The following is a 21922-nucleotide window of genomic DNA, read 5'->3' on the forward strand; positions in this document are numbered from 1 at the left end:
CGGGCGCGTCTGGCCGGCCAGGGCCGCACCCTGGGCTGGCGTGTTGGCTCGCCCTCGCCCCCGGCCCGCAGGGCTTAACGCGGCAGGCCGGGGGCGCGGGCTTTTTTTGCGGCCAGGGCCTCCATGGCGGCCTGGGCCAGGGCATCACCCAGCGGGGGCGCGCAGAGGGTACTTGCCTGGGGCAGGGGCTGACCCCAGCCCTGGGGAGGTTGTTCCAGGGCCTGGGGGGCGCTGCCAGCCTGGCCTTTTTGATCCGCACCAGGAGCCGGCGCCGGACTGTGCATGGACTGCGCCGGGGACGGTGCGGGTGCAGCAGCTGGCTTACTCGCGGCGCTCTGCGATGCCAGCACCTGCTGAGGCTGCGCATCGGAAGCCGGCGCGGACTGTGGCTGTGGCGGCTGGGTCAACGTCGGCTGCTGCGGCTCTGCCCCACGGTGGGCCAGCACCAGGGGCGCGACCCGGGCCACATGCTCGGCCTCTATGGCCGGGCTTTGCTCCCAGGCCGCCAGGGCCCGGGCCGCGCGCAGCATCACCAGATCGGCACGCAGGCCGTCCACCTGGGCCGCAATGCATTGCTGAGCCACGGCCTCGTGGATGGCATCGCTCCAGGGCAGTTCGTCGGGGTTGGCGCAGCGTGCACGCGCCACGCGCAAACGCTCTGCCAGCGCGGCCTGCTGGGGCGCATGCTCCCGGGCAAAGCCTGCAGGGTCCAGCTCAAAGCGCAGCCTGGATTTGACGATGGCGCTGCGCAGCTGCACGTCCTGGGCATTGGCCAGCTGCACGCACAGGCCCAGCCGGTCCAGCAGCTGCGGGCGCAGCATGCCTTCCTCGGGGTTCATGGTGCCTATCAGCACAAAGCGCGCCGCATGGCTGTGGGAGATGCCGTCGCGCTCCACACGGTTCACGCCCGAGGCGGCCACATCCAGCAGCACATCGACGATGGCATCGGGCAGCAGATTGATTTCGTCCACATAGAGCACGCCGCCATGGGCCTTGGCCACCATGCCGGGGGCGAACACCAGTTCGTTGCCGGCCAGGGCCTTGCCCAGGTCCAGGCTGCCCAGCACATGCTCCACCGAGGCCCCCAGCGGCAGCGTGGCAAACGGTGCGGGCGCCAGCAGCTCGGCCAGGGCCCGCGCCGCCGTGGACTTGGCCGTGCCGCGCGGCCCCTGTATCAGCACGCCCCCCAGGGCGGGCTCAATGGCAGCCAGCAGCAGGGCTTGAACCAGTTGAGGCTGCCCCTGAATGGCCACCAATGGAAACACTGGCGGTAATGTGGAGACCGTCATTGCGATGCCCGTCCTTCCATGAATTCTTCCTGCTCCAGCATGTGCGTCAGCAGTGTCTGGTGCATGTCCTCGGGTCGCTCCCACATGCCACGGTCTATGGCCTCCAGCAGGCGATTCACGATATCGCTCAAGGCCTGGGGATTGTGCGCGCGCAAAAAGCCGCGCACGGCCTCGTCTTCCACATAGGCCTGGGCCACCATCTGGTAGTGGCGGTCGGAGACCAGGGCCGTGGTGGCGTCAAAGCCAAACAGATAGTCCACCGTGGCCGCCATCTCAAAGCCGCCCTTGTAGCCGTGGCGCATGGCGCCGGCAATCCATTTGGGATTGGTCACGCGGGCGCGCACCACGCGGCCGATTTCCTCGGCCAGCGAGCGGATCTTGGCCGAAGCGGGATTGCCATGGTCGCCGTGGTAAATGGCCGGTTCACTGCCACCCAGATGGCGCACGGCGGCCACCATGCCGCCCTGGTGCTGGTAGTACTCGCTGGAGTCCAATAAATCGTGCTCGCGGCTGTCCTGGTTTTGCAGCACCACGTCCAGGGCCTGCAGGCGCGTTTCCAGTGCCTGGCGCGCGGGCAGGCCGTCGGCCTGCTGGCCGTAGGCATAGGCGCCCCAGTGCAGGTAGTGGCGGGCGAAATCGCCGGCATCGGTCCACTGCCCGGTGCGCAGCATCTCGTGCATGCTGGCGCCATAGCTGCCTGCGGGTGCGCCAAACACGCGCCACAGCGCCTGCTCGTGGGCCTGGTCTGCGTCCATGCCCTGGGCGGCCCAGGCGGCGGCATCGCGCTGCACGCGCGCACGCAGCGGGTTGTCTTCCGCGTCTTCTTCCTGCGCGGCCACGGCACGCACGGCGGCGTCGAACATCTGCACCACATTCGGAAAGGCATCGCGGAAAAAACCGCTGATGCGCAGCGTCACATCCACGCGCGGGCGCTGCAGGCCCACGCGGGGGATGACCTCAAAGTCCAGCACGCGCTGGCTGCCCGGCGCCCATTTGGGGCGCACACCGATCAGCGCAAAGGCCTGGGCGATATCGTCGCCGCCGGTGCGCATGGTGGCCGTGCCCCAGACCGAGATGCCTATGGCCTGGGGATACTCTCCATGCTCTTGCAGATAGCGCTCTATCAGCCGCTGCGCCGATTGCTGGCCCAGGGCCCAGGCGGTCTGCGTGGGAATGGCACGCGTATCCACGGTGTAGAAATTGCGGCCCGTGGGCAGGGTGTCGCAGCGCCCGCGCGAAGGCGATCCGCTGGGCCCGGGCGGCACAAAACGGCCCTGCAGCGCGCGCGAGAACTGGCGCAACTCTTCGCTGCCGCAGGCATCCAGGGCCGGCGCCACCTCCCGCCCCAGGCGTTCCAGCACGGCCTGGGTGTGAGGCCAGTCTTTTGCTATTTGTGGATCCTCCAGCAGCTGCAGGGCCAGCAGCTCCAGGCGCTCGCGCGTATCGCCGCCATGGCGCCAAGGGCCGGCATCAATGGCCGCCAGCAGCGCCGGGCGCGGGCCGGCCCAGGGGGCCGCCGCATCCATGTCCAGCGGGTTCCAATCGCAACCCGGTAAATCGGAAAAGAGATCGGCCACCAGCGCATGCAGCAAACCTTGGGCGCTGTCGCCCTTGCCGGCGCTGGGATAGCGGGCCAGGGACAGCAGCGTGGAGGTGCGCAGCGATCCCTCGGGCGAACGGCCAAAGATATGCAGGCCGTCGCGGATCTGGGTTTCCTTCAGCTCGCACAGATAGGAATCGATGCGCTCCAACAGTTGCGCGTCCGCATCGACCTTCTGCTCGGCGCTTGGACCGTCGCTCTGTACCTCGGCCTTGGCCTCCAGCCCCAGCTCGCGCAGCAAATCCTGCTCGCGGGCAAGCTCCAGAATCTGGCGGCGCAGCATGGTGGCGCGGCGCTGGTCCACCAGCAGGGCCTCGTAGTACTCGTCCACCAGCCGCTCCAGCTCCTGCATAGGGCCGTGGTTTTCAGCGCGCGTGAGCGGCGGCATCAGGTGGTCGATGATCACGGCCTGGCTGCGGCGCTTGGCCTGCGCACCCTCGCCGGGGTCATTGACGATAAAGGGATAGACATGGGGCAGCGGCCCCAGGATGGCATCGGGCCAGCATTGGCTGGACAGGGCCAGGCTTTTGCCCGGCAGCCATTCCAGATTGCCATGCTTGCCCACATGGACCATGGCGTCCACACCAAAGCTGTCGCGCAGCCAGAAGTAGAACGCCAGGTAATGGTGGGGCGGCACCAGCTCGGCGTCGTGGTAACTGGCGTAGTCGTTCTTGCCATCCAGCGCGCGTGTGGGCTGTATGCCCACAAACACATGACCCAGCTGCAGCCCCGCCACCATGAACCAGCCCTGGCGCAGCATGGGGTCTTGCTCGGGCGCGCCCCATTGGGCCTCCAATGCCGTGCGCATGGCCTCGGGCAGCTGCTGCAGGCGCTGGCGGTAGGCCGCCAGCGAATAGCCCTGGCGGGCCGGGCGCAACGCCCATTGTTTGGGGTCGTTGGCAATGCCTTGCTGCAGCTGCTCCATCAGCGCCAGGCCGCTGGTGGGGCGCGCTGCGGCATCGCCCAGGTTCCAGCCATCGCGCTCCAGCTGGGCCAGCAGCTGCATCACGGATTCGGGCGTATCCAGGCCCACGCCGCTGCCCATGCGGGCCTCGCTGCCGGGGTAGTTGGCCAGCACCAGGGCCACACGCTTGGCTGCGGCCGGCTTGCTGCGCAGCAGGCACCAGCGGGCCGCCAGCTCGGCAATCCATTGCACGCGGTCGGGCTCGGCCTGGTAGGCCACAACATCGGTCTGGGTCAGCTCGCAACGGTGCACCAGGCCTTTGAAACTCATGGCCCGGGTCATGATGCGGCCGTCCATTTCGGGCAGCACCACCTGCATGGCGATATCGCGCGGGCGCAGGCCCTGGGTGTCGGCCAGCCAGTCCTCGCGGTTGCTGCCGCTGGCAATCACCTGCAGCACGGGAATATCGCCGGCCAGGGTGTCGATCTCGCCCCCCGTCACGCCTGCGGCCCGAGCGTGTTCGCCCAGGGCCGCAAAAGCCGTGGTGTTGAGGATGAGCTGCACCTGGTGGGCGGTGCACAGCGTGCGCAGCGTTTGCAGGCACAGCCCGTCCTTGAGCGACTCCAGCGCCAGCGGCAGCGGGTTCAGGCCCTGGGCCAGCAAGGCCTGGGCCATGGCATCGAAGGCCTCGGTGTTGGCCGCCAGCAGATGCGAGCGATAGAACACCAGCATCACCACGGGTGCGCCCGGCGTCCAGCGGGACTGCAGATCGTCCAGGCCGGGAAGATGCGTGGCGCCGCCTTGTACCCCGCCTTGCACCCAATCCAGCGGCACATGCACGGCCACCGGCGGCAGCAGGCGCACGGGCGCCCCCTCTACCGCCCTGCCCAGGCCCCAGGCCGCGGCCATGCGCAAGAATTCGCGCGCATTGCCCAGGCCGCCCGCACGCAGGTATTGCCACAGCGCCCGGCTTTGCTCGGGCGCCAGCGTGCCCCTGGCCAACAGCTCGGCGTCTTCCTGGCTGTCGCCCGAGAACAGCGCCAGCTTCTGGCCTTTTTGCAGGGCAAGCTTGCGCAGCTGCTCTATGCCATAAGGCCAGCCCGACTCGGCGCCCAGGTGGTCGACGATGACGGTCTTGGCGTGCTGCAAGACCTCGTCGATGTACAGATCCAGCGAGGCGTTCTGGCGCAGATGCAGCAGATTCGCCAGGCGCAGCGAAGGAGCGTCAGGCTCGGCCTGCTGCCAGATACGGTAGGCATCGGCCAGCAGGGACAGCGTGGTGTCGGCCGAACTCAGCACCACGATCTCGGCCGGGGTCTGATCGAGGCGGTTGATGATGCTGTCGTCTTCGACAAAGCCACCGGGGCGGGTGCTGAGCAGGTGCATGCTTCAATAATAAGAGCTGTTGATGCTCTAGGGATAAGCGTTAGAGGCCGATTTTCCTTGTGAGGGCACGAGGCTCCCCCTCACCCCTGCCCTCTCCCGCAAGCGGGAGAGGGGGCGCAGACAGCGTGGTTTTTCTCCCTCGCCCGCCTGGGCGGGAGAGGGTTGGGGTGAGGGTGGAGGGATGCGTCACCAGGCTTCAAGCCGCAGCGTGCGCCAACTCCTGCTGCAGCACCTCGGCATTCAAACCCTTGCCAATAAACACCAGACGCGTTGCGGCCTTCTCATCCTCACGCCAGGCGCGGTCGAAGTAAGCGTCAAAGCGGCGGCCCACGCCCTGCACCAGCAGACGCATCTTCTTGCCCGGCAGGGCCACAAAGCCCTTGACGCGCAGCACCGCGTGCTTTTGCACAATGGCTTGCAGCGCCTGCATCAAACGGTCGCGGTCCACGGCGCCCAGGTCGATGAACAGCGAGTCGAATTCATCGTGGTCATGGTCTTCGTCATGGTCGTGGTTGGAGTGGCGCGCATCGATATGCAGCTCGGCCGCACGCTGCTGGCCCAGCAACACCGACAGGGGCACGCTGCCCTGCACGGCTTCGATCATCTTCACCTCGGCCGGCACCTCTTCGGCCACCAAGGCGCGCACCTGGGCCAGTTGCTCGGGCGTGACCAAGTCGGCCTTGGACAGCACCACCAGGTCGGCGGCCGAGAGCTGGTCTTCAAACAGCTCGTGCAGGCTGGCGTCATGGTCGAGGTTGGGATCGTCCTTGCGCTGGACGTCCACGGCATGGGGGTCATGGGCAAACTGGCCGGCGGCAGTGGCGGGGGTATCGACCACGGTGACCACGGAATCCACGGTGAACACGCTGGCAATCTCGGGCCACTGGAAGGCCTGAACCAGGGGCTTGGGCAGGGCCAGACCGCTGGTTTCGATCAGCAGCACATCGATGTCCGCGCGGCGCTCGGCCAGGGCCTTCATCACCGGGAAGAACTCCTCCTGCACCGTGCAGCACATGCAGCCATTGGCCAGCTCATAGATCTGCCCTGCCTGGCCCCCCTCTTCTGCGCAGCCTATGGCGCAGGTCTTGAGGATTTCGCCATCAATGCCCAGCTCGCCAAACTCGTTGACGATGACGGCCACACGCAGACCCTTGGCCTGCTCCAGGATATGGCGCATCAGCGTGGTCTTGCCGCTGCCGAGAAAGCCGGTGACGATGGTGGCGGGGATTTTGGTGGTTTGCATGGATCAAGCTCCTGAAGAGGTTTCGCGAGGAATCGGGGAAAGCGGTGGGGAAGATGTGGCGGATGCGGGATCGGTTTCTGTAGGCTGACCCGGCAGGCCATGCACACACAGCCTGCCATCAACCTCACCGTGCAGCACATGGCGGCTGAGCACGGTCTGCATCTCGCCTGCGTCGGTGATGGGCCCATACCAGGCGCCTTGGGGGTAGACAATCATCAGCGGGCCGTGGTTGCAGGGGTATTGGCAGCTGGTCTGCAGCAGCATGAGGCGCTTTTTGAGCTGTGGATTCTCGCGCACCACGCGCGCCAAATCCGGCCACAGCTGCACCGCCCCCTTGGCCGCACAGCGCGGCCCCATGCACCACAGCACATGGTGGCTGTGCTCCGGCACGCTGGACCAGCCCTTGGGGTCATGCTCCCAGGCATCGTCGCCCACCACGGCGGGCACATCGGCCGTATCGGGTGCAGACAGCAGCTGCCGCACCGTGCCTGCCAGCGTCTCGGCCAATTGGGGGGCCTCGGGCAGCGGGGGCGCAAAAATCAGCCTTGGGGTGCTTTCATGTTCACCACGCCCGACACGTCCAGCGCGCCAGCGCATGATGAGCTTGTGCATCCAGCGGCGCAGTGCGGGCTCGTCGGGCACCATGACCGGCACGATGACCACGGTGTGCGCGGCCTGGCAGGCGTCCAGGGCCTCGGGCAAGGCCGGCTGGTAACGGTCCACAAAGGCAGGCTGCACCACGATCTGCGTCCAGGTCGGCTCCATGCCCTGTGCCTGCATACCGGCCTGCAAGCTGGCATGCACATGCTCTGCCAGCAGCGCCAACTCGGCCTCGCTGGCGGCATAGACCGCACCACGTCCGAGCAGGATGACGGCCAGCGAATTCGAATGCGGAGGAGAGAGGACGGTGTTCAACGCTCGGCCTCCTGGTTGAAGTGCACAGCGTTGACGGTGATCTGCCGCTCGGGATGCAGCGCGGCCGCCAGCCGCTGCGCCGTCTCCACATTGCGCGGACCGGGCGTGGCCTCGGCATAGCTCATCACAAAAAAGCGGCGATGGCGAATCGCACTCACCGCTTCCAGCTCTTTTTTCTGCAGCAAAAAGTCAATCTTTCCCTGTGCATTGGGTGTGCCGTAGTCCACGATGATGATCCACTCGGGGTTGCGGTCGATCACATCTTCCCAGTTGCCCTTGGGCCAGTTATTGGCCAGGTCGGCAAAGATGTTGCTGGCGCCGGCCTCATCCATCATGGCCTGGGGCATGCCAAAGCGGCCCACGGTGGTGGGGAGTTTCTCGCCGCTGTCAAAGACAAAGACGCGGGGGCGCTGCGCCACACCCTGCATCTGCTGCCTCAGCTGCTGCAGCGCTGCGCGCAGCGGCGCCATGCGCGCCTCGGCCTGCGGCCGGATGCCAAAGATGCTGGCCACGTTCTCCATGTCCTGAAAGCCATCGTCCAACGCCACGCGCTCGCGCTGCTGTACGCGAATGCAGGACTCGGACAGCACATAGGACGCCACACCATGCTCGGCCAGGCGCTCGGGGGTGACGCCGCCCGGGCGAAAGCCGTAGCCCCAGCCGGCAAAAACAAAGTCGGCGTTCACGCCCAGCAGGCTCTCCATATTCATGCCCTGGGCCGACAGATTGGGCACCCGTTCCAGCCAAGGCGAGAGCTGTGGGCTGATGGTTTTTTGCGACGAGATACCGCCATAGCCTGCCAGCTTCTCGCCCAAACCAAGGAACAGAAACATCTCTGCAATATTCACATCATGTGTGACGGCGCGCTGGGGCACGCGGTCATAGCGTGCGGGCTGGCCGCACACATCGATGACCACGGGAGGATCATGCCGCTGAACATGGGCCTGCTCGCCTGCAGGCTGCTGCGCCTGCTGCTCGCCGCACCCGGCTGCGAGTACAGCCAGGGGCAGCATGCAGGCTTGAAACCAAAATCTGCGCATGCCCATCAGAAACGCAGCTGCGCCATCAGCTCCACGCTGCGGCTGGTGCCCAGAATCCACTGGGTGTTGTAGGCCGAGGTGGCATAAACGCGGTTGGTGAGGTTGCGACCAATCAGACTCAGCGTGGTCTTGGGGTTCACATTCCAGCTCACCACCGCATCCACCAGGGTGTAGGCAGGCAGGCGCTTGGCATCGCTGTTGGCGTTGTCGCCAAAGCGCTGGCCCACATGGCGCAGGCCCAGCGAGGTGCGCCAATCACCCATGCGGTAATGGCCCCACAAATTGGCCGTGACCTTGGGCACATTGGAGGGACGGTTGCCGGCGCGGTTGGCGCCTCCTGCCTCGATCAACTCGTCAAATTTGGCGCGGGTATAGGCCGCATTGGCTTCCAGGCGGAAGGCCGGGGTCACATTGAAGGCACCCGCCAGTTCCAGCCCATTCGAGGACTGCTTGCCGCCCTGAATCGACAGGGCCGAATTGTTCGGGTCGCGCGTGATGATGTCGTTCTTGGTGATCTGGAACAGCGCCGCCGTCCATTCACCACGGCCTGCTGCCAGTTGCTGCTTGAAGCCCAGCTCCTGCTGGCGGCCCTTGCTCAGCGTAAAGCCCGTCTGCGACTCTGCAAGAGACAACAGGCTGGTGACAGGATCATGCCCAGTGCTCATTTGCGCATAGACGCTGGACGCTTCGTCCAGCTTATAGGTCGCACCCAGACGCCATGAGGTGCCGTTCAAGTCTTTGTCAAAACCCGTATTGGCAGGCAAGTTCCGGCGCGAGAACTCATACCAGTCGCGCCGTATGCCGCCCATGAGCAGCCATTGCGCATTGATCTTCCAGGCATCTTCTATGAACAGCGCGTTCTGGCGCAGCGTAGAGTCCATGCGCGGCGTATAGGCGTTGGCGCTGATCCAGGAGCCCGGCACGGGATCGAACGCCGACACATTGGAAGTGCCGGTGTACGGCGAGTTGTTGCTGTTGCGGAAGTTGGTGTGAGACACATCCCAGCCCAGTGCCACCTGGTGGGCGCCGGCCTTCCAGTCCAACGCCATGCGATTGCCGTTTTGCTGCAGCGCATGACCAATCTCCAGATAGTCCGAGCGCGCCACCGTCCCTGCCAAGGGATCGTACTTATAAGCTTCAATGTTCTTCCAATGCCGGTCAGAACTGAAGTGGTAAAGCTCGTTGCGCAGGCTCAGTGCTTCATTGACCTGCCAACTGGCCTTGGCCTTGAAGCGCCGGTCACGGTAGTGAATATCGCTGTCCTCGGAGTTATAGCCCTGGTCCTTCAGCTCCCGCGCCAGGCGGCCATCCACCACCGGGGTGCCGTAGTAACGCGAAGGTGCCTGGCTGCTGATATCGGCCGTCAAATCGAAGGTGAGATCGCTGCGTGGCTGCCAGCGCAACGCACTCATCAGCTTGGCGCTCTTGCTGTCGTCAAAGGGGCGCGAACCATCGCTGCTGGCGCCATAGGCATCCACACGGTAGCTCAGGGTGTCGCTGATGGCACCGGTGCTGCCCACACCCACACGGGCCGTGCCGTGGTTGCCGCCGGTGAGCATGAGCTCGGTGGAGCGCTCGCGGCTGGGTTGCTTGCGGATGGCATTGACCGTGGCGCCCATGGTACCGCTGCCATACATCAACGAGGCCGGGCCGCGCAGCACCTCCAGGCGCTCATAGCCCCAGGTGTCCGAGGGATAGTTGATCGTGCCCGAGCCCACGCCCAGCATGATGCCGTCCTCGGCCACACCCACCGAATTCACGCCGGCAAAGCCACGACTGGAAAACGACAGCCCGCCATTGCCCGGCGAGCCAGCAGCCGTCAGGCCCACGGTGCGGGTCACCGCATCTACCGTGCCCCGGTCGGCGCGTTCTTCCATTTGCTCGGCCGACACGCCGCTGACACTGGCGGGCAGGTCCAGCACACGCACATCCACATGCGAGGCCGATGTGGCAGGACGGTTGGTGTCCAGGGCCGCTTCGACCTGGCGGGCCTCCTGCACCGTCACCTCGGGCAGAGCTTGCTGGGCCAGCACGGCTGCTGGCCACAGCAGCGCCAGTTGCAGCGCTGCGCTGCCGGTGCAAAGGGAAAAAGGAGGGGCCTTGCCGGAGAACGTAGAAGCGGCGAGAAGAGTTTGTGTATTGCGCATTTCAAAAAAGGCTGGAACCGCCTGATGGGAAAGCTGCGCAGACAAAGGCTTCGCCGGGGACGGCAATGCGCTCTGGAATTCCGGCCGCCATCCGCACCCCGCAGACAGTTATAGCAAGCGCCAGTCGCTGGGCGACGGCGCGCTGTGGCGTTTCTACAGGCCGGTCTCCGGGCTCACAGGCAGCGCATCACTGCGCCTTCTCACTCCGCCTTCCCGGGTGGCTCGCACACATGTTTTTGTGAGCAAACCGGCCCAGTGGCCGCAAGCGCGTGAAGCGACTTGCATGGGGTGTTTTCCTGCATACCGTTGCGGGGGCAGCCAAGGCATGGCGGTCTCAGAACATGTTCTCAAACCGGACCTTGTTCCCGTTTCACTTGCTGCAAAGCAAGCACCTGCTAAAACAACGTGTCCCTAAGGGCACGGGGCAGGAGTCTATCAGCCGATCCCGCGACCTGCCGGGGCAACCGTTGCGGGCCGAGGTCATTACCAGGGCCGGTTACAGCAGCGCTTGCGGCACATACTCGATCAAGAGCTTGCCCGTGCGCGGGCTGGTGCTGACCAGAGCGCGCACGCCGTAGACCTGGGCAATGGTGTCCGCCGTCAGCACCTGGGCTGGTGTGCCCTGGGCCACCAGGGCGCCGCCTTGCAACAGGTAAAGGCGGTCGCAGTAGTGTGCTGCCATCTGCAGCTCGTGCAGCGCGGCCAGCGTGGTCAGGCCCAGGCTGCGTATCAGATTCATCAGCTCGAACTGGTGGCGCACATCCAGGTGGTTGGTGGGCTCGTCCAGCACCAGCATGGGAGCCTGCTGGGCCAGGGCGCGGGCCATGAGCACGCGCTGCTTTTCTCCGCCGGAAAGCGTGGAAAACATGCGTTGGGCGAGGCTCTGCGCGTCCACGCGCTGCAAGGCCTGCGCGACGATGTCCAAATCCTCTTGGCTGTCGCGCGCCCATGCGGCCTGGTGGGGGATACGGCCCATCAACACCACGTCCTGCACGCTGAGGGCGAACTCGCTGCCGTTCTCCTGGGCCAGCACGGCCATGGCGCGCGCATTCTCGCGGGCACTGCTGCGCCAGACATCACGCCCCTCTAGCAGCACGCTGCCACTGGCAGGCTGGAGGATGCGGTAGATCATGCGCAGCAACGTGGATTTGCCACTGCCGTTGGGGCCCAGCAGACCCACAAACTCACCCCGGCCCACATGCAGGCTGACATCGCGCACGATATGGGCCGCCGCCGCCTGCCAGTGCAGGCCCTGGGCCTGCAGTTGCATGTCTAACTCGCTCATAGGCCCAGACCTTTGCTGCTGTTTTTGCGGCACAGCATCCAGACAAAAAATGGGCCCCCCAGCAGCGAGGTGATGACGCCCACCGGCACCTCGGCCGGCGCAAAGCTGATGCGCGAAACAACATCCACCCAGACCAGAAAGATGGCACCCAGCAGCGCTGCCACGGGCAGCACGCGCCGGTGCTCGGCACCCACCAGCATGCGGGTGATGTGGGGCACCATCAGGCCGACAAAACCGATGGGGCCGGTGAGCGCCACCAGCACACCGGTGACCATGGAGACCAACACAAACAGCCAGCGCCGCGTGCGCGTGGTGTCCACACCCAGCGTGGCCGCGCTTTCCTCGCCGGCCAGCAAGGCATTGAGAGCGCGCGCCTGCCCCAGCAACAAACCCATGCCCAGCAGCAGCAGGGCCGCAGGCAGGCCCAGATCATCCCAGCGTGTGCCGGCCAGGCTGCCCAAAGTCCATGTCAACACGGAGTTGGCGAGCTCGCGCTGGCCCGAGGTCAGCACCATCAGGCTGGTAACGCCGCCCAGGCAATAGGCCACGGCCACCCCGCCCAGAATCAGGCGCGAAGCCAGCAACTGCCCCTGGACATGGGCCAGCAGATAGACCGCCGTACAAGCCGTCAGCGCACCCGCAAAAGCCCCCAGTGGCAAGGCCAGATCGCCCGCAAACGCCAGCACGCCGAAGGCCAGCACAGCGACCGCCCCCACCGAGGCGCCCGAAGACACGCCCAGCAAATAGGGATCGGCCAGCGGGTTGCGCACCATGGCCTGCATGGCCACGCCCACCAGGGCCAGGCCGGCCCCAGCCAGGGCCGCCAGCAGCACGCGCGGCAGCCGTATGCGCCAGACGATTTGGTATTGGGACAGACTCCAGTCACCGGGCGGCAGCTCCAGGCCCAGCCGCAGCCCCAGCTCCTGGGCAGCGATATGCCAGGCCTGCTGCGGCGCGATGCGCACAGGGCCCAGGGTGATGGCCAGCGTCAGCGACAAGGCCAGCAGAGCCAGCAGGGCCAACAGCCAGTAGCGCAGGCGGCGGCGCTGCAGCGCGAAGTGCAAGCTGCTCATACTCATGGCTGCGCCACCCGCTCAGGGTGCAAGGCCTGGGCGATGCGGCGCACGGCCTGCACATTGCGAGGACCGGGCGTGGCCTCGGCAAAGTCCAGCAGCACAAAGCGCTGCTCGCGTATGGCCTTGAGATGGGAGAGCTCGGGCTTGCGCAGCAGAAATTCTTTTTTGCCCCCGGGCGTGGGCCTGTCGTTGTCGACGATGACGATCCAGTCCGGATCGCGGTCAACCACATCCTCCCAGTTGCCGCGCATCCAGCTGCTGCCCAGATCGTCAAAGATGTTGCTGCCGCCTGCAGCCTCGATCATGGCCTGGGGCATGGCGTAGCGGCCTGTGGTCACGGGAATGTCGGTGCCGCTGTCAAACACAAACACCTTGGGCCACTGCGTAATGCCTTGCAGGGCCTGGGCCAGGACCCGCAGCTCGGCGCGCTGCCCATCGACCAGATCCTGGGCACGCTCGGCAATGCCGAAGATACGGCCCAGGTTGAGCAGGTCGTCAAACGTGTCCTCCAGCGATACGCGCTCGCGCTGGATCTTGCGTATGCAGGATTCACTGAGCACGTAGCTGGCAATGCCCAGCTCGGCCAGGCTGGCAGGCGTGATCTGGCCTTCGCGAAAGCCATAGGACCAGCCGCTGAAGACAAAATCCGGCTGGGCATGGATCAGTGTTTCCAGGTTCATGTCCTGGCTGGACAGATCGGGGACCTGGGCCAGCTGGGCACGCATCTCCGGCGGCAGCCGACTCAGGTCACGCAGGCCCCCATAGCCCACCAGGCGATCGCCCAGGCCCAGGGCCAGAAACATCTCGGTGATGTTGATGCCATGGGTGACTGCGCGCTGGGGTATGCGCTCGTAGAGCACGGGCTGGCCACAGACCTGGAGGCGCAGTGGCGCGCGCGCTGCGGCCACCGCTGGGTCTGCGGGTGCAGCCGTCTCCAAGGCCTGCGCCGCTGGTTTTTCGCAGCCCGCAAGCCCCAGGGCCGCAGCACAGAGCAAAACGGGGCGTAGCAAAGACAGGAGCTGCATGCGCGCGTACTTTCTAGGTTTCACGGTGTTTTCCATCTGAATTCAAGTCCACATACGCACTAACAGCTATGGTTTTACTGCACTCAGAAGGTGAACTGCGCGCTCAGATCCACACGCCTTCCCTCACCAGGGTAGGCCTGGGCAGCTGCGGCATTCGACACCGCCGAATAGGTGTAGAGCTTGTCCGTGAGATTGCGCAGGCTGAGACGGTAGGTGGTGCCGGGCTTGGGCCGCCAGCTCAGCGCCGCATCCCAGACGGTGTAGCCTGCGCTGCTGGCGGTGTTGACATCATTCGCATAGCGCTGGCCCACGGCTCGCGCCCCCAACGAGGCCTGCCAACGGCCCCAGCGGCTGTCCGTGCTGTAGTGGGCCCAGAGATTGGCCATATGGCGCGGCACATTCAAAGGCCGCTTGCCTGCAAAGTCCACACCATCCTTGAGCAGCTCGTCGTACTGGGCATCGACCAAGGCGTAGTTGCCCTCCAGCCGCCAGTTCGGGCTCAGACGCAGCACGGCGCTGAGTTCCAGACCCTGAGACGATTGCTTGCCACCTTGAACCGATTTGGTTTTGTCGTACGTGTCTTGCGTGACGATGTCGGTTTTTTCAATGCGATAGGCTGCCGCAGTCCACTCGCCCCGTCCTTGCGCAAACTGCTGCTTGAGCCCCACCTCAAGCTGGCGTGCCTTGGTCAGCTTGTACCGGCTGTTAGCGAGATTCAGTGTGGCGATATTGCCCACCGGGTCATGACCCTGGGAGACCTGGCCGTAAACACTGGTGGCGGCGTCGAGCTTGTAGGTCAGCCCCAGGCGCCAGGCCGTGCCGCCCAAGGTGGTGTCAAACGATGAGGCCCCCAGCAGATCGCGGCGCGACATATCGGTCAGATCGCGGCGTATGCCGGCCAGCAGCAGCCACTGTGGGCTCAGCGTCCAGGCATCTTCGGCGTAGAAGTCATGCGTGGTGGTGGTGGTCTGAAAACGATCCACCATGGGGCTTGGACTGTCCCAAGGGCCATGGGGAGAGCTGTCCACTGGCAGGTCGATTTTTCGATTGTCGGAGTTGCCCGAGTAGCCAAACTTGGTCCGGCTCACCTCCCAGCCCAGCGCCAGCTGGTGGGCACCCGCATTGATGCGCGACTCCAGCCGGTTGCCGGTCTGTTCCAGGTCATGGGCCAACTCCAGATAGTCGCCGCGCTTGACCATACCGGTACTGCGATCGTAGCGATAGGACTCAATGTTGCGCCAATAGCGGTCGGCCTTGAAGTGGTAGAGCTCGTTGCTCACGTTCAGCCAGTCGTTGACCTGGTAGTTCACACGACCACGCACGCGCTGGTCTTTGATGCTGATGGCGCTGTCATCGGTGTTGTAGTTGCGGCCCAGCAGTTCCTTGACGATCTTGCCATTCTCCGTGGGCGTGCCAAAGTAGCGCGCTGGTTTTTGGTCGCTGTAATCGGCCAGCAGCTCCATGCGCAGCGCTGCGCTGGGCTGCCAGCGCAGCGTGCTCATCAGCTTGCCGCCATGGGCACGGGCCATGTCGTGCTCGCCATTGGTGTAGTGGCCATAGGCGTCCACCCGGTAGCTCAAGGTCTCGCCCAGCGGGCCTGCAGCGCCCAGGCCCAGCTTGGCCGCACCGTCCGAGCCCGCGCCCAACAGCACTTCGCGCACCGGCTCGCGGCTGGGCTGTTTGCGCACCAGATTGGCTGTGGCTCCCACCGTGCCGCTGCCATAAACAATGGAAGCGGGGCCGCGCAGTACTTCCACGCGCTCATAGCCCCAGCCATCGCTGGGATAAGGCACGGTGCTGGAGGCCACGCCCAGGCGCACGCCATCTTCGGCAATGCCCACGGAGTTGGTGCCGGTAAAACCACGCGCGCCAAACGACAGGCTGCTGTAACTGGTGGGCGACAAAGGTGCCATGCCCACGCTGCGGCCGATGATGTCGGCCGTGCGGATGTCGCCACGCTCCTGCCAGGTCTCGCTGTCCACCACATCCAGGCTGGCGGGCAAATCGCGCGTGACGATGCCGGTACGGCTGCCCGAAGTCGACGGCAGGGACAGGCCCAGACCGCCCTCGGAAGTCACGGGTGCCGACTTGACCTGCACGGTGGGCAGACTGGCATCAGCCTGGGCGGACGTCCTGGGCTTGCTTGCGGCGCCTTCAGCCGCCTCGGCTTCGGCAGCCTGGGCTGGCACGGCCAGGCCCAGCGAGGCCAATAGCGCAGCGCAGGTCCAGGAATTCCAGGTGGGTGAAGAAAATGGCAGCGCCTTGGCATGGCGGGCTGCGGGGTAAAGCTGGTGCTTCATCGTTGTCAGAGGCTCACGACTTGCACATGCCGCATGCACGCAAGGCCTCTGGTGTCCAGGGGCTGGCCTTGCTGTATGACGGCTTGCACAGTCTTGGCGCAGCGACGCCTGCCTGCCCATGACCGCCCCATGCCGAGGGCCACACGCCACCATGGCGCCAGCCGCAAAGCCTGTTGCTGCCACACTGCACCCCGCAGGCGTTTGCTGCAAATGCCGCACGCCACGGGTCCCTCAACCCATGGTGTGCGACGCTCAACAGGCCGGTCTCCGGGCTTGCAGACAGGCCACCAGAAGGTCCGGGGCCTTAGTCGCTTCGCCTTCCCAATGCCGCCGCGCAGCTCGCAGGAGCTCACGTAGGACATCAGTGGCCGGCGCCTGTCTTGCAGGACGCCATGAAGCGGTTCCATACGCTGCATCCACCATCGGGCCAGCAGGCCTTTGTGTGGATGGATGCCGCGTAATGTCTGTTTACCGTTGCGGGGGCAGCCAGGGCTTTGCACCCTGTTCCCGTTTCACCCGGAGCAAGCCCCGGGCACCTGTTGCATGACTGGTGAAGACGGGCCAGATCGGCCCCTTCCCAATGCGTCGCGCAGTATAAGGCCAGGTCTTGCGCCCACCGGGCTGGGCTGGCCTTGGTGGACGGCGGAGCAAAGCGCCCACCGATGCGGGCGGACATCCTCAGGCCTGCTGCTTAGAGCGTGTTCACACGGCCCAGCAAATCGAAGATTTGCGTTTGAGACGAGGCGCGAAGTCGCAGGCAGTACAGAGGTACGACAAGACGAAGCAACGACGTATCAAGGGTTGTGTGAGCGGGTCTCAGCGCAGCCAGCGCGCACTCACCCAACGGGCCAGCAGGTCGAGCGCAAAGCCCAGGCAGCCGATCAGCACAATACCCGCCATCAGCTCGTCATAGGCCAGGCGGTCCCGGGTGTCGAGAATAAAGTAACCCATGCCGGCCGAGACGCCCAGCATTTCTGCCGGCACCAGCACGATCCAGCCAATGCCCAGGGCCAGGCGAAAGCCGGTGAGCACGTGAGAGACGATGCCGGGCAACACAATCCGCCACACCACTTCAAGGCGTGTGGCTGACAGGCTGTGCGCCAGCTGCAGCCAGCTTTTGTCCAGCGCCGCCACGCCGGCTGCGGTGTTGAGCATGATGGGCCAGACTGCGGCAAAGCTGAGCAGAAAAATCACCGGTGCCTCGCCCACGCCCAGGGCCATCACGGCCAGCGGCATCCAGGACAGGGGCGAGACCATGCGCAGAAACTGGAACAAGGTGCCCGTGAGCTTGGCAAACAGCGGCGACAAGCCCAGCCAGATGCCCAGCGGCACGCCTATCAGCAGTGCCAGCAGCAGAGACAAGCCGATGCGCTGCAGGCTCAGCGCCATGTGCAGCCATATCAGCCCGTCCTGCAGCAGCCGCCACAGGGCGGAAAAACCTGCCTGGGGGCCGAAGGCCTGGCGCAGGGCATCCACATCAGACAGCTGCCGGGCGCCCAGGGCCCACAGGGCGACGGCCAGCAGCAGCCCCAGCACGGGCCAGCCCAGCCGACTCAGCCACGCAGTGCGCACCTGCCTCATACCGCGATCACCTCTTTGCGCGTAAAGCTCTCGGCATGGCCAAAGGCCTTGAGGCCGCCCACCTGCTGCAGGGCTTTTTTGACAAAGCGGTCGTCCACCAGGTCCTTGGCCACAAAGCCGGGATCGAGTTGGTGCAGAAATTCCACATTGCCTTCCAGCTGCGTGGTCTGCAAGGCCTTGACCAGGGCCTCGGTGTAGGAGGCATAGGGATAGGGCTGAAAGTCGATACGGCGCTGGTTCCAGGCCGGGTGGTGGATGACGCCATCGCGCTGGTATTGCGCCATTTCGGTGGCCACCAGCACCTTGGACAGCACGGGCAGGCTATGGGGCGTGTAGCGCCCTTCCCCGCTGCTGGCCAGCAGCTTGGCCGTGTCCAGCTGGTTGTTGCGTGTCCACAGCTGGGCCTTGACCATGGCATTGGTCACGCGCTGGGCCCACTCGGGGCGCTCGGCGATGTCGCGCTCGGCCAGGGTCAGCAGGCAGCAGGCGTGGTTCTGCCAGACATCCCCCACAAAGCGCAGCACCTTGCCCACGCCAGCCACCTCGGCCGCCGCCACAAAAGGCTCGGCCACGATGTAGCCGGCCACCGCCTTGGAGGCCAGGGCCGAGACCATTTCGGCCGGCGGCAACACCAGCAGATTGACCTCATCCGCCGCCAGGCTGGCCTGGCGCGCACGGCTGACGGCCTTGAGGCCGTTGGCCCGCAACAGCTGCTGCAGCACCACGTTGTGGATGGAATACCAGAACGGAATCGCCACCTGCTGGCCGCCCAGATCCTTCACCGACTGAATGTGTTTGGCCACGGCCAGAGCCGAGCCATTCATGTGATTCCAGGCCACGACCTTGGCACCAAACTTCGAGCCATAGCGCACAAACAGGGTGGAGGGCGAAAGCAGGTGCACCACATTCACCTGGCCGGCCACAAAGGCTTCGATGATTTGCGCCCAGGTGCGGAACATGCGCGGCTTTTCGGTGCGCAGGCCCTCGGCCTCGAACAATTGGCGGCTGTGGGCCACCAGCAGCGGCGTGGCGTCGGTGATGGGCAAATAGCCTATGCGCACCGGCACATCGTCACCCTTGCTGGCTTGCGCGGCCGCATCGCCGGCGCGCAGCAAGGGACTGGCGGCCGCGCCGCTGAGGGCGGCAATGCGCAGCCAGTCGCGGCGGCTGATGCCGCAGTCGCAGGTGGAAGCGGCGCAGACATGCTGGTAGGTGGAACGCAGAGATTCGTCGTGCATGGAAAAGACTCCCGGGTCAAACAGGAAGAAAAAACAGAGCAAGGTATGCGCAGCGCCAAAGCCGCGCGGGCCGATTCAGCGCGGACAGCTGACGTCGGATGTGTTGGCGGGGCGGGCTTCTGCCGCGCCGTGCAGCGTGCGCAGGGCCGCCAGGATTTCCAGCCGCAGTGCGGTGACCGCGACCGTCGCCTCCACGCGGGGATGGGGGATGTCCACCTTCCACATCCGCACGATGTGGCCGGCATGCGGCCCAAAGCGGCCCATCAGCACGATGCGGTCGGCCACCAAAATAGCTTCGTCAATATCGTGGGTGACCAGCAAGGCGGCGGTGTGCCAGCGCTGAACCAGCTCTACCAGCAGCTCCTGCATCTCGGCGCGGGTGATGGCGTCGAGTGCGGAAAACGGCTCGTCCGCCAGCAGCAGCTGCGGCTGCCGCGCCAGGGCGCGTGCCAGGGCCACGCGCTGGCGCAAACTGGCGGCATCCAGTGCCGGCTGGTGTTTGAAGTCCAGGCCAAAAGCCACGTTGTGCCAGACACTCAACCAGGGCAGCAAGCTGGCTTGCTGAAACACCACGGCAGCGCGGGGATGGGGCTGCGTCAGCGCCGTGCCCAGAAACTCCACCAGGCCTTGCGTGGGAGCTTGCAGGCCGGCCAAGGTGCGCAACAAGCTGGACTTTCCGCAGCCGCTGCCGCCCAACAGGCAGACGATTTCCTGGGCGTGAATGTCCAGATCAATGCCGCTGAACACCGGCGCACCCGGTGCATAGCCAAAGCCCAGGCCGCGCGCCTGCAAGGCCAGCGGGGCTGTGCGGGGCTGGGCAGCCAGCGCCGTCAGCTCCGCATCGGCCAGGGGCGCATTCATGCGGCAACACCGGGTGCAGCAGCTGCGGTGGCCGCCTGGGCTTGCCGCTGCAACTCGCCTTGCAGCTGCGTCAGGCTGGGCGTGACCACGGGCACAAAGGCCGACTCCTGCAGGCGGCGGCCAAAGTCGGGCAGCTGGTCACGCAGATAGGCTCGGCCACCCGAGCCCTGCAGCTCCAGCTGTATGGCTTCCTGCACCAACGCGGCCAGTTGCAGGCGCACCTGAAACAGCGCGGCGGCGTCGGCCTCGAAGCGGCCGCTTTCCAGGCCTTCACCCAGCGTGGCTTGCAAGCCCTCAAGCAGCTCCCAGGCATGGGCAATGCGCGGGCGCAGCACATCGCGTGCGGAGCCTACCTGCTCGGCCGCACGCAATGCCGCACGCACCAGGCCCACCGACATGCCGCATTGCAGGCTCAAAAACATGGGCCGGGCGCGCTTGAGAAAGGCCGGGCCATTCACCGCCAGCACCCCATGCAGGGGCACGGCCACATCGCTCAGCGTGATGGCGGCCGTGTTGCTGCCGCACAGGCCCAGCAGATCCAGGTCAGCCGAGCGCTGCACGCCCGCGGCCTGGCTGTCCAAGGTCACCACCAGGGGTGGGCTGCCGGCTTGCTCGGCCTGTACCGCAGCTGCCACCGTGAAATGGGGACTGCGCAAATTGGTCACCCAGGGCAGACGCCCCGAGACCCTGCGCTCGCCCTGGGGCGCAGCGTGCTCCTGTACCTGCAAGGGCTCCAGCGCCGAAAGAAACTTCATGGCGTTGGACAGGCCCGTGGCCCCCGCCGTGTGGCCGCTCAGCAGGCCGGGCAGCCAGGCCTCGCGTGCCACGGGGTTGTCGGTCACGCACAGATAGTCCACAAAGGCACGCTGGGCCCACAGCACAAACGCTGCCGTGAGTGAATGCTCGGCCACCTGAGAAAGTGCCTCCACCGCATGGCGGGCCTCACCGCCGGCGCCGCCCCACTTGGCTGGCACGCCAATGTGGGTCAGCCCGGCCTGGGTGAGCTGGGGCAACACGGCATCGGCCGCCTCGTTGCTGCTGTGCAGCGATTGCGCATGGCTTGCCAGCCAGGTTTGCAGCGCTGGCGCCACCCATTGCGTGCTCATGATGCAAACACGCCGGGGGCAAACGGCTGCAGCTCGGGGTTGATGGCGGGCTGGCCCAGGTTGTTGGCAAAGTTGCACAGCGTGGCCAGGCTCACGCCCAGCACCACCTCCAGGGCCTGCTGGTCGTCATAGCCTGCAGCCTTGAAGGCGGCCAGTGCCTCGTCAGAAACGGCACCACGGCTGGCGATCACCGCCTTGGTAAAGGTTTGCACCGTATCCAGCCTGGCATCGCCTGTGGCTTGGCCGCGCTGCAGCTGCAAGCTGGTGGAACGATCCAGGCCCAGCTTCTTGGTGACGATGGCGGTGTGGCCCGCCAGGCAGAAATCACAGCCGTGGGTGTGGGCGGCGGTCAGTTGCACCACTTCACGTTCGGCCAGAGACAGGCTGGCGCGGGCGTTGATACCGGACACCGTCAAATAGGTTTCCAGTGCCGCCGGAGCGTTGGCCAGCAGCGCAATCAGATTGGGCACAAAGCCGTTGTTGGTCAGCGCCTTCTCCACCAGGGGCTTGCTGGCCTCCGGGACCGTGGCGAGGGTTTGCAGGGGAATTCTGGACATACGACGCTCTCACTTCAAAGGACCGGACCATGGCATGCCAAAAATCAAGCCATAGAAAAATTGCAGCGATTATGCGTCGACCAGAAACCGAGATTCAAAGAATATTTATTTATTAGTATATAAAATATAAAAAGCGCATATGCTGTTTATAAATATGATTTCCAAATTATTAATCAATATATAAATACACCAGGCAGCAGTTATTCAATTCACTGAAATTTAATCAGTTTCGCATCCCAAGATGTACAGAAGCGTTGGAAGTGCTGCGGAGAGAGGCATATCCACTGCGCTTACCGAATGCCACCTGCCATATGCCACTGGCGGATCTTGGCACCAGGATCTTGGCACCAGGATCATTCAGCCATGCAC

The 21922-nt window shown here is 65.2% G+C and carries 15 protein-coding genes and 2 riboswitches; all 15 genes read right to left on the reverse strand.

Features of this window, described 5'->3' with window-relative positions; genetic code table 11:
• Positions 1–74 precede the first annotated feature (74 nt).
• The 15 genes from ACA027_RS17615 to ACA027_RS17685 all read right to left on the reverse strand — a co-directional run bounded on the left by ACA027_RS17615 (position 75) and on the right by ACA027_RS17685 (position 21553).
• Positions 75–1289 carry an ATP-binding protein gene (locus ACA027_RS17615; RefSeq protein WP_370679496.1) on the reverse strand — a complete coding sequence of 405 codons (1215 nt, stop codon included), beginning with the start codon at positions 1287–1289 and terminating at the stop codon, positions 75–77.
• Positions 1286–5179 carry a cobaltochelatase subunit CobN gene (gene cobN / locus ACA027_RS17620; protein ID WP_370679497.1) on the reverse strand — a complete coding sequence of 1298 codons (3894 nt, stop codon included), beginning with the start codon at positions 5177–5179 and terminating at the stop codon, positions 1286–1288. The genes ACA027_RS17615 and cobN overlap by 4 nt, the downstream gene beginning before the upstream one ends.
• A 196-nt stretch (positions 5180–5375) precedes the next feature.
• Entirely contained in the window at positions 5376–6422 is a 1047-nt protein-coding gene (cobW, locus tag ACA027_RS17625; protein ID WP_370679498.1) for a cobalamin biosynthesis protein CobW, read from the reverse strand.
• A 3-nt stretch (positions 6423–6425) separates the two neighbouring features.
• Complete coding sequence (locus tag ACA027_RS17630; RefSeq protein ID WP_370679499.1) at positions 6426–7337, reverse strand: cobalamin biosynthesis protein CbiX; 912 nt, start codon at positions 7335–7337, stop codon at positions 6426–6428.
• Complete coding sequence (locus ACA027_RS17635) at positions 7334–8350, reverse strand: ABC transporter substrate-binding protein (RefSeq protein WP_370679500.1); 1017 nt, start codon at positions 8348–8350, stop codon at positions 7334–7336. Before ACA027_RS17635 ends, ACA027_RS17630 begins: the two co-directional genes overlap by 4 nt.
• A 32-nt stretch (positions 8351–8382) precedes the next feature.
• Positions 8383–10524, reverse strand: coding sequence for a TonB-dependent receptor (locus ACA027_RS17640; RefSeq protein WP_370679501.1), 2142 nt, complete (start codon positions 10522–10524; stop codon positions 8383–8385).
• A 140-nt stretch (positions 10525–10664) separates the two neighbouring features.
• A riboswitch (cobalamin riboswitch) is annotated at positions 10665–10935 on the reverse strand.
• 85 nt (positions 10936–11020) lie between these two features.
• Positions 11021–11809 carry an ABC transporter ATP-binding protein gene (locus ACA027_RS17645; RefSeq protein ID WP_370679502.1) on the reverse strand — a complete coding sequence of 263 codons (789 nt, stop codon included), beginning with the start codon at positions 11807–11809 and terminating at the stop codon, positions 11021–11023.
• The gene (locus ACA027_RS17650) at positions 11806–12888 is read right to left on the reverse strand and encodes a FecCD family ABC transporter permease (RefSeq protein ID WP_370679503.1); all 1083 of its coding nucleotides are present in this window, start codon (positions 12886–12888) and stop codon (positions 11806–11808) included. Before ACA027_RS17650 ends, ACA027_RS17645 begins: the two co-directional genes overlap by 4 nt.
• Positions 12885–13910 (reverse strand): ABC transporter substrate-binding protein, encoded by a 1026-nt coding sequence (locus ACA027_RS17655; protein WP_370679504.1) that lies wholly within the window; start codon positions 13908–13910, stop codon positions 12885–12887. Before ACA027_RS17655 ends, ACA027_RS17650 begins: the two co-directional genes overlap by 4 nt.
• Positions 13911–13993: 83 nt before the next feature.
• Entirely contained in the window at positions 13994–16210 is a 2217-nt protein-coding gene (locus tag ACA027_RS17660) for a TonB-dependent receptor (protein ID WP_370679505.1), read from the reverse strand.
• A gap of 240 nt (positions 16211–16450) precedes the next feature.
• Positions 16451–16765: riboswitch (cobalamin riboswitch) on the reverse strand.
• Between the two features lie 261 nt (positions 16766–17026).
• Positions 17027–17791, reverse strand: coding sequence for an ABC transporter permease (locus ACA027_RS17665; RefSeq protein ID WP_370679506.1), 765 nt, complete (start codon positions 17789–17791; stop codon positions 17027–17029).
• Positions 17788–19029: an ABC transporter substrate-binding protein gene (locus ACA027_RS17670; protein WP_370679507.1), complete on the reverse strand. Its 1242-nt coding sequence runs from the start codon at positions 19027–19029 to the stop codon at positions 17788–17790. Before ACA027_RS17670 ends, ACA027_RS17665 begins: the two co-directional genes overlap by 4 nt.
• A gap of 75 nt (positions 19030–19104) precedes the next feature.
• Positions 19105–19890 (reverse strand): ABC transporter ATP-binding protein, encoded by a 786-nt coding sequence (locus tag ACA027_RS17675; RefSeq protein WP_370679508.1) that lies wholly within the window; start codon positions 19888–19890, stop codon positions 19105–19107.
• Complete coding sequence (locus tag ACA027_RS17680; protein ID WP_370679509.1) at positions 19887–20996, reverse strand: acyl-CoA dehydrogenase family protein; 1110 nt, start codon at positions 20994–20996, stop codon at positions 19887–19889. The genes ACA027_RS17675 and ACA027_RS17680 overlap by 4 nt, the downstream gene beginning before the upstream one ends.
• A complete protein-coding gene (locus ACA027_RS17685) occupies positions 20993–21553 on the reverse strand; it encodes a carboxymuconolactone decarboxylase family protein (RefSeq protein ID WP_370679510.1) in 561 nt (186 codons plus the stop codon). Before ACA027_RS17685 ends, ACA027_RS17680 begins: the two co-directional genes overlap by 4 nt.
• Positions 21554–21922: the final 369 nt, after the last annotated feature.

The sequence above is a fragment of the Comamonas sp. GB3 AK4-5 genome, assembly GCF_041320665.1.
GTDB lineage: Bacteria > Pseudomonadota > Gammaproteobacteria > Burkholderiales > Burkholderiaceae_C > Comamonas.

Bases quoted from the DNA above. Each gene is read 5' to 3' on its own strand.
- ACA027_RS17615 (WP_370679496.1), bottom strand. From the start codon at position 1,289: ATGACGGTCTCCACATTACCGCCAGTGTTTCCATTGGTGGCCATTCAG.
- cobN (WP_370679497.1), bottom strand. From the start codon at position 5,179: ATGCACCTGCTCAGCACCCGCCCCGGTGGCTTTGTCGAAGACGACAGC.
- cobW (WP_370679498.1), bottom strand. From the start codon at position 6,422: ATGCAAACCACCAAAATCCCCGCCACCATCGTCACCGGCTTTCTCGGC.
- ACA027_RS17635 (WP_370679500.1), bottom strand. From the start codon at position 8,350: ATGCTGCCCCTGGCTGTACTCGCAGCCGGGTGCGGCGAGCAGCAGGCG.
- ACA027_RS17640 (WP_370679501.1), bottom strand. From the start codon at position 10,524: ATGCGCAATACACAAACTCTTCTCGCCGCTTCTACGTTCTCCGGCAAG.
- ACA027_RS17645 (WP_370679502.1), bottom strand. From the start codon at position 11,809: ATGAGCGAGTTAGACATGCAACTGCAGGCCCAGGGCCTGCACTGGCAG.
- ACA027_RS17650 (WP_370679503.1), bottom strand. From the start codon at position 12,888: ATGAGTATGAGCAGCTTGCACTTCGCGCTGCAGCGCCGCCGCCTGCGC.
- ACA027_RS17655 (WP_370679504.1), bottom strand. From the start codon at position 13,910: ATGCAGCTCCTGTCTTTGCTACGCCCCGTTTTGCTCTGTGCTGCGGCC.
- ACA027_RS17660 (WP_370679505.1), bottom strand. From the start codon at position 16,210: ATGAAGCACCAGCTTTACCCCGCAGCCCGCCATGCCAAGGCGCTGCCA.
- ACA027_RS17665 (WP_370679506.1), bottom strand. From the start codon at position 17,791: ATGAGGCAGGTGCGCACTGCGTGGCTGAGTCGGCTGGGCTGGCCCGTG.
- ACA027_RS17670 (WP_370679507.1), bottom strand. From the start codon at position 19,029: ATGCACGACGAATCTCTGCGTTCCACCTACCAGCATGTCTGCGCCGCT.
- ACA027_RS17675 (WP_370679508.1), bottom strand. From the start codon at position 19,890: ATGAATGCGCCCCTGGCCGATGCGGAGCTGACGGCGCTGGCTGCCCAG.
- ACA027_RS17680 (WP_370679509.1), bottom strand. From the start codon at position 20,996: ATGAGCACGCAATGGGTGGCGCCAGCGCTGCAAACCTGGCTGGCAAGC.
- ACA027_RS17685 (WP_370679510.1), bottom strand. From the start codon at position 21,553: ATGTCCAGAATTCCCCTGCAAACCCTCGCCACGGTCCCGGAGGCCAGC.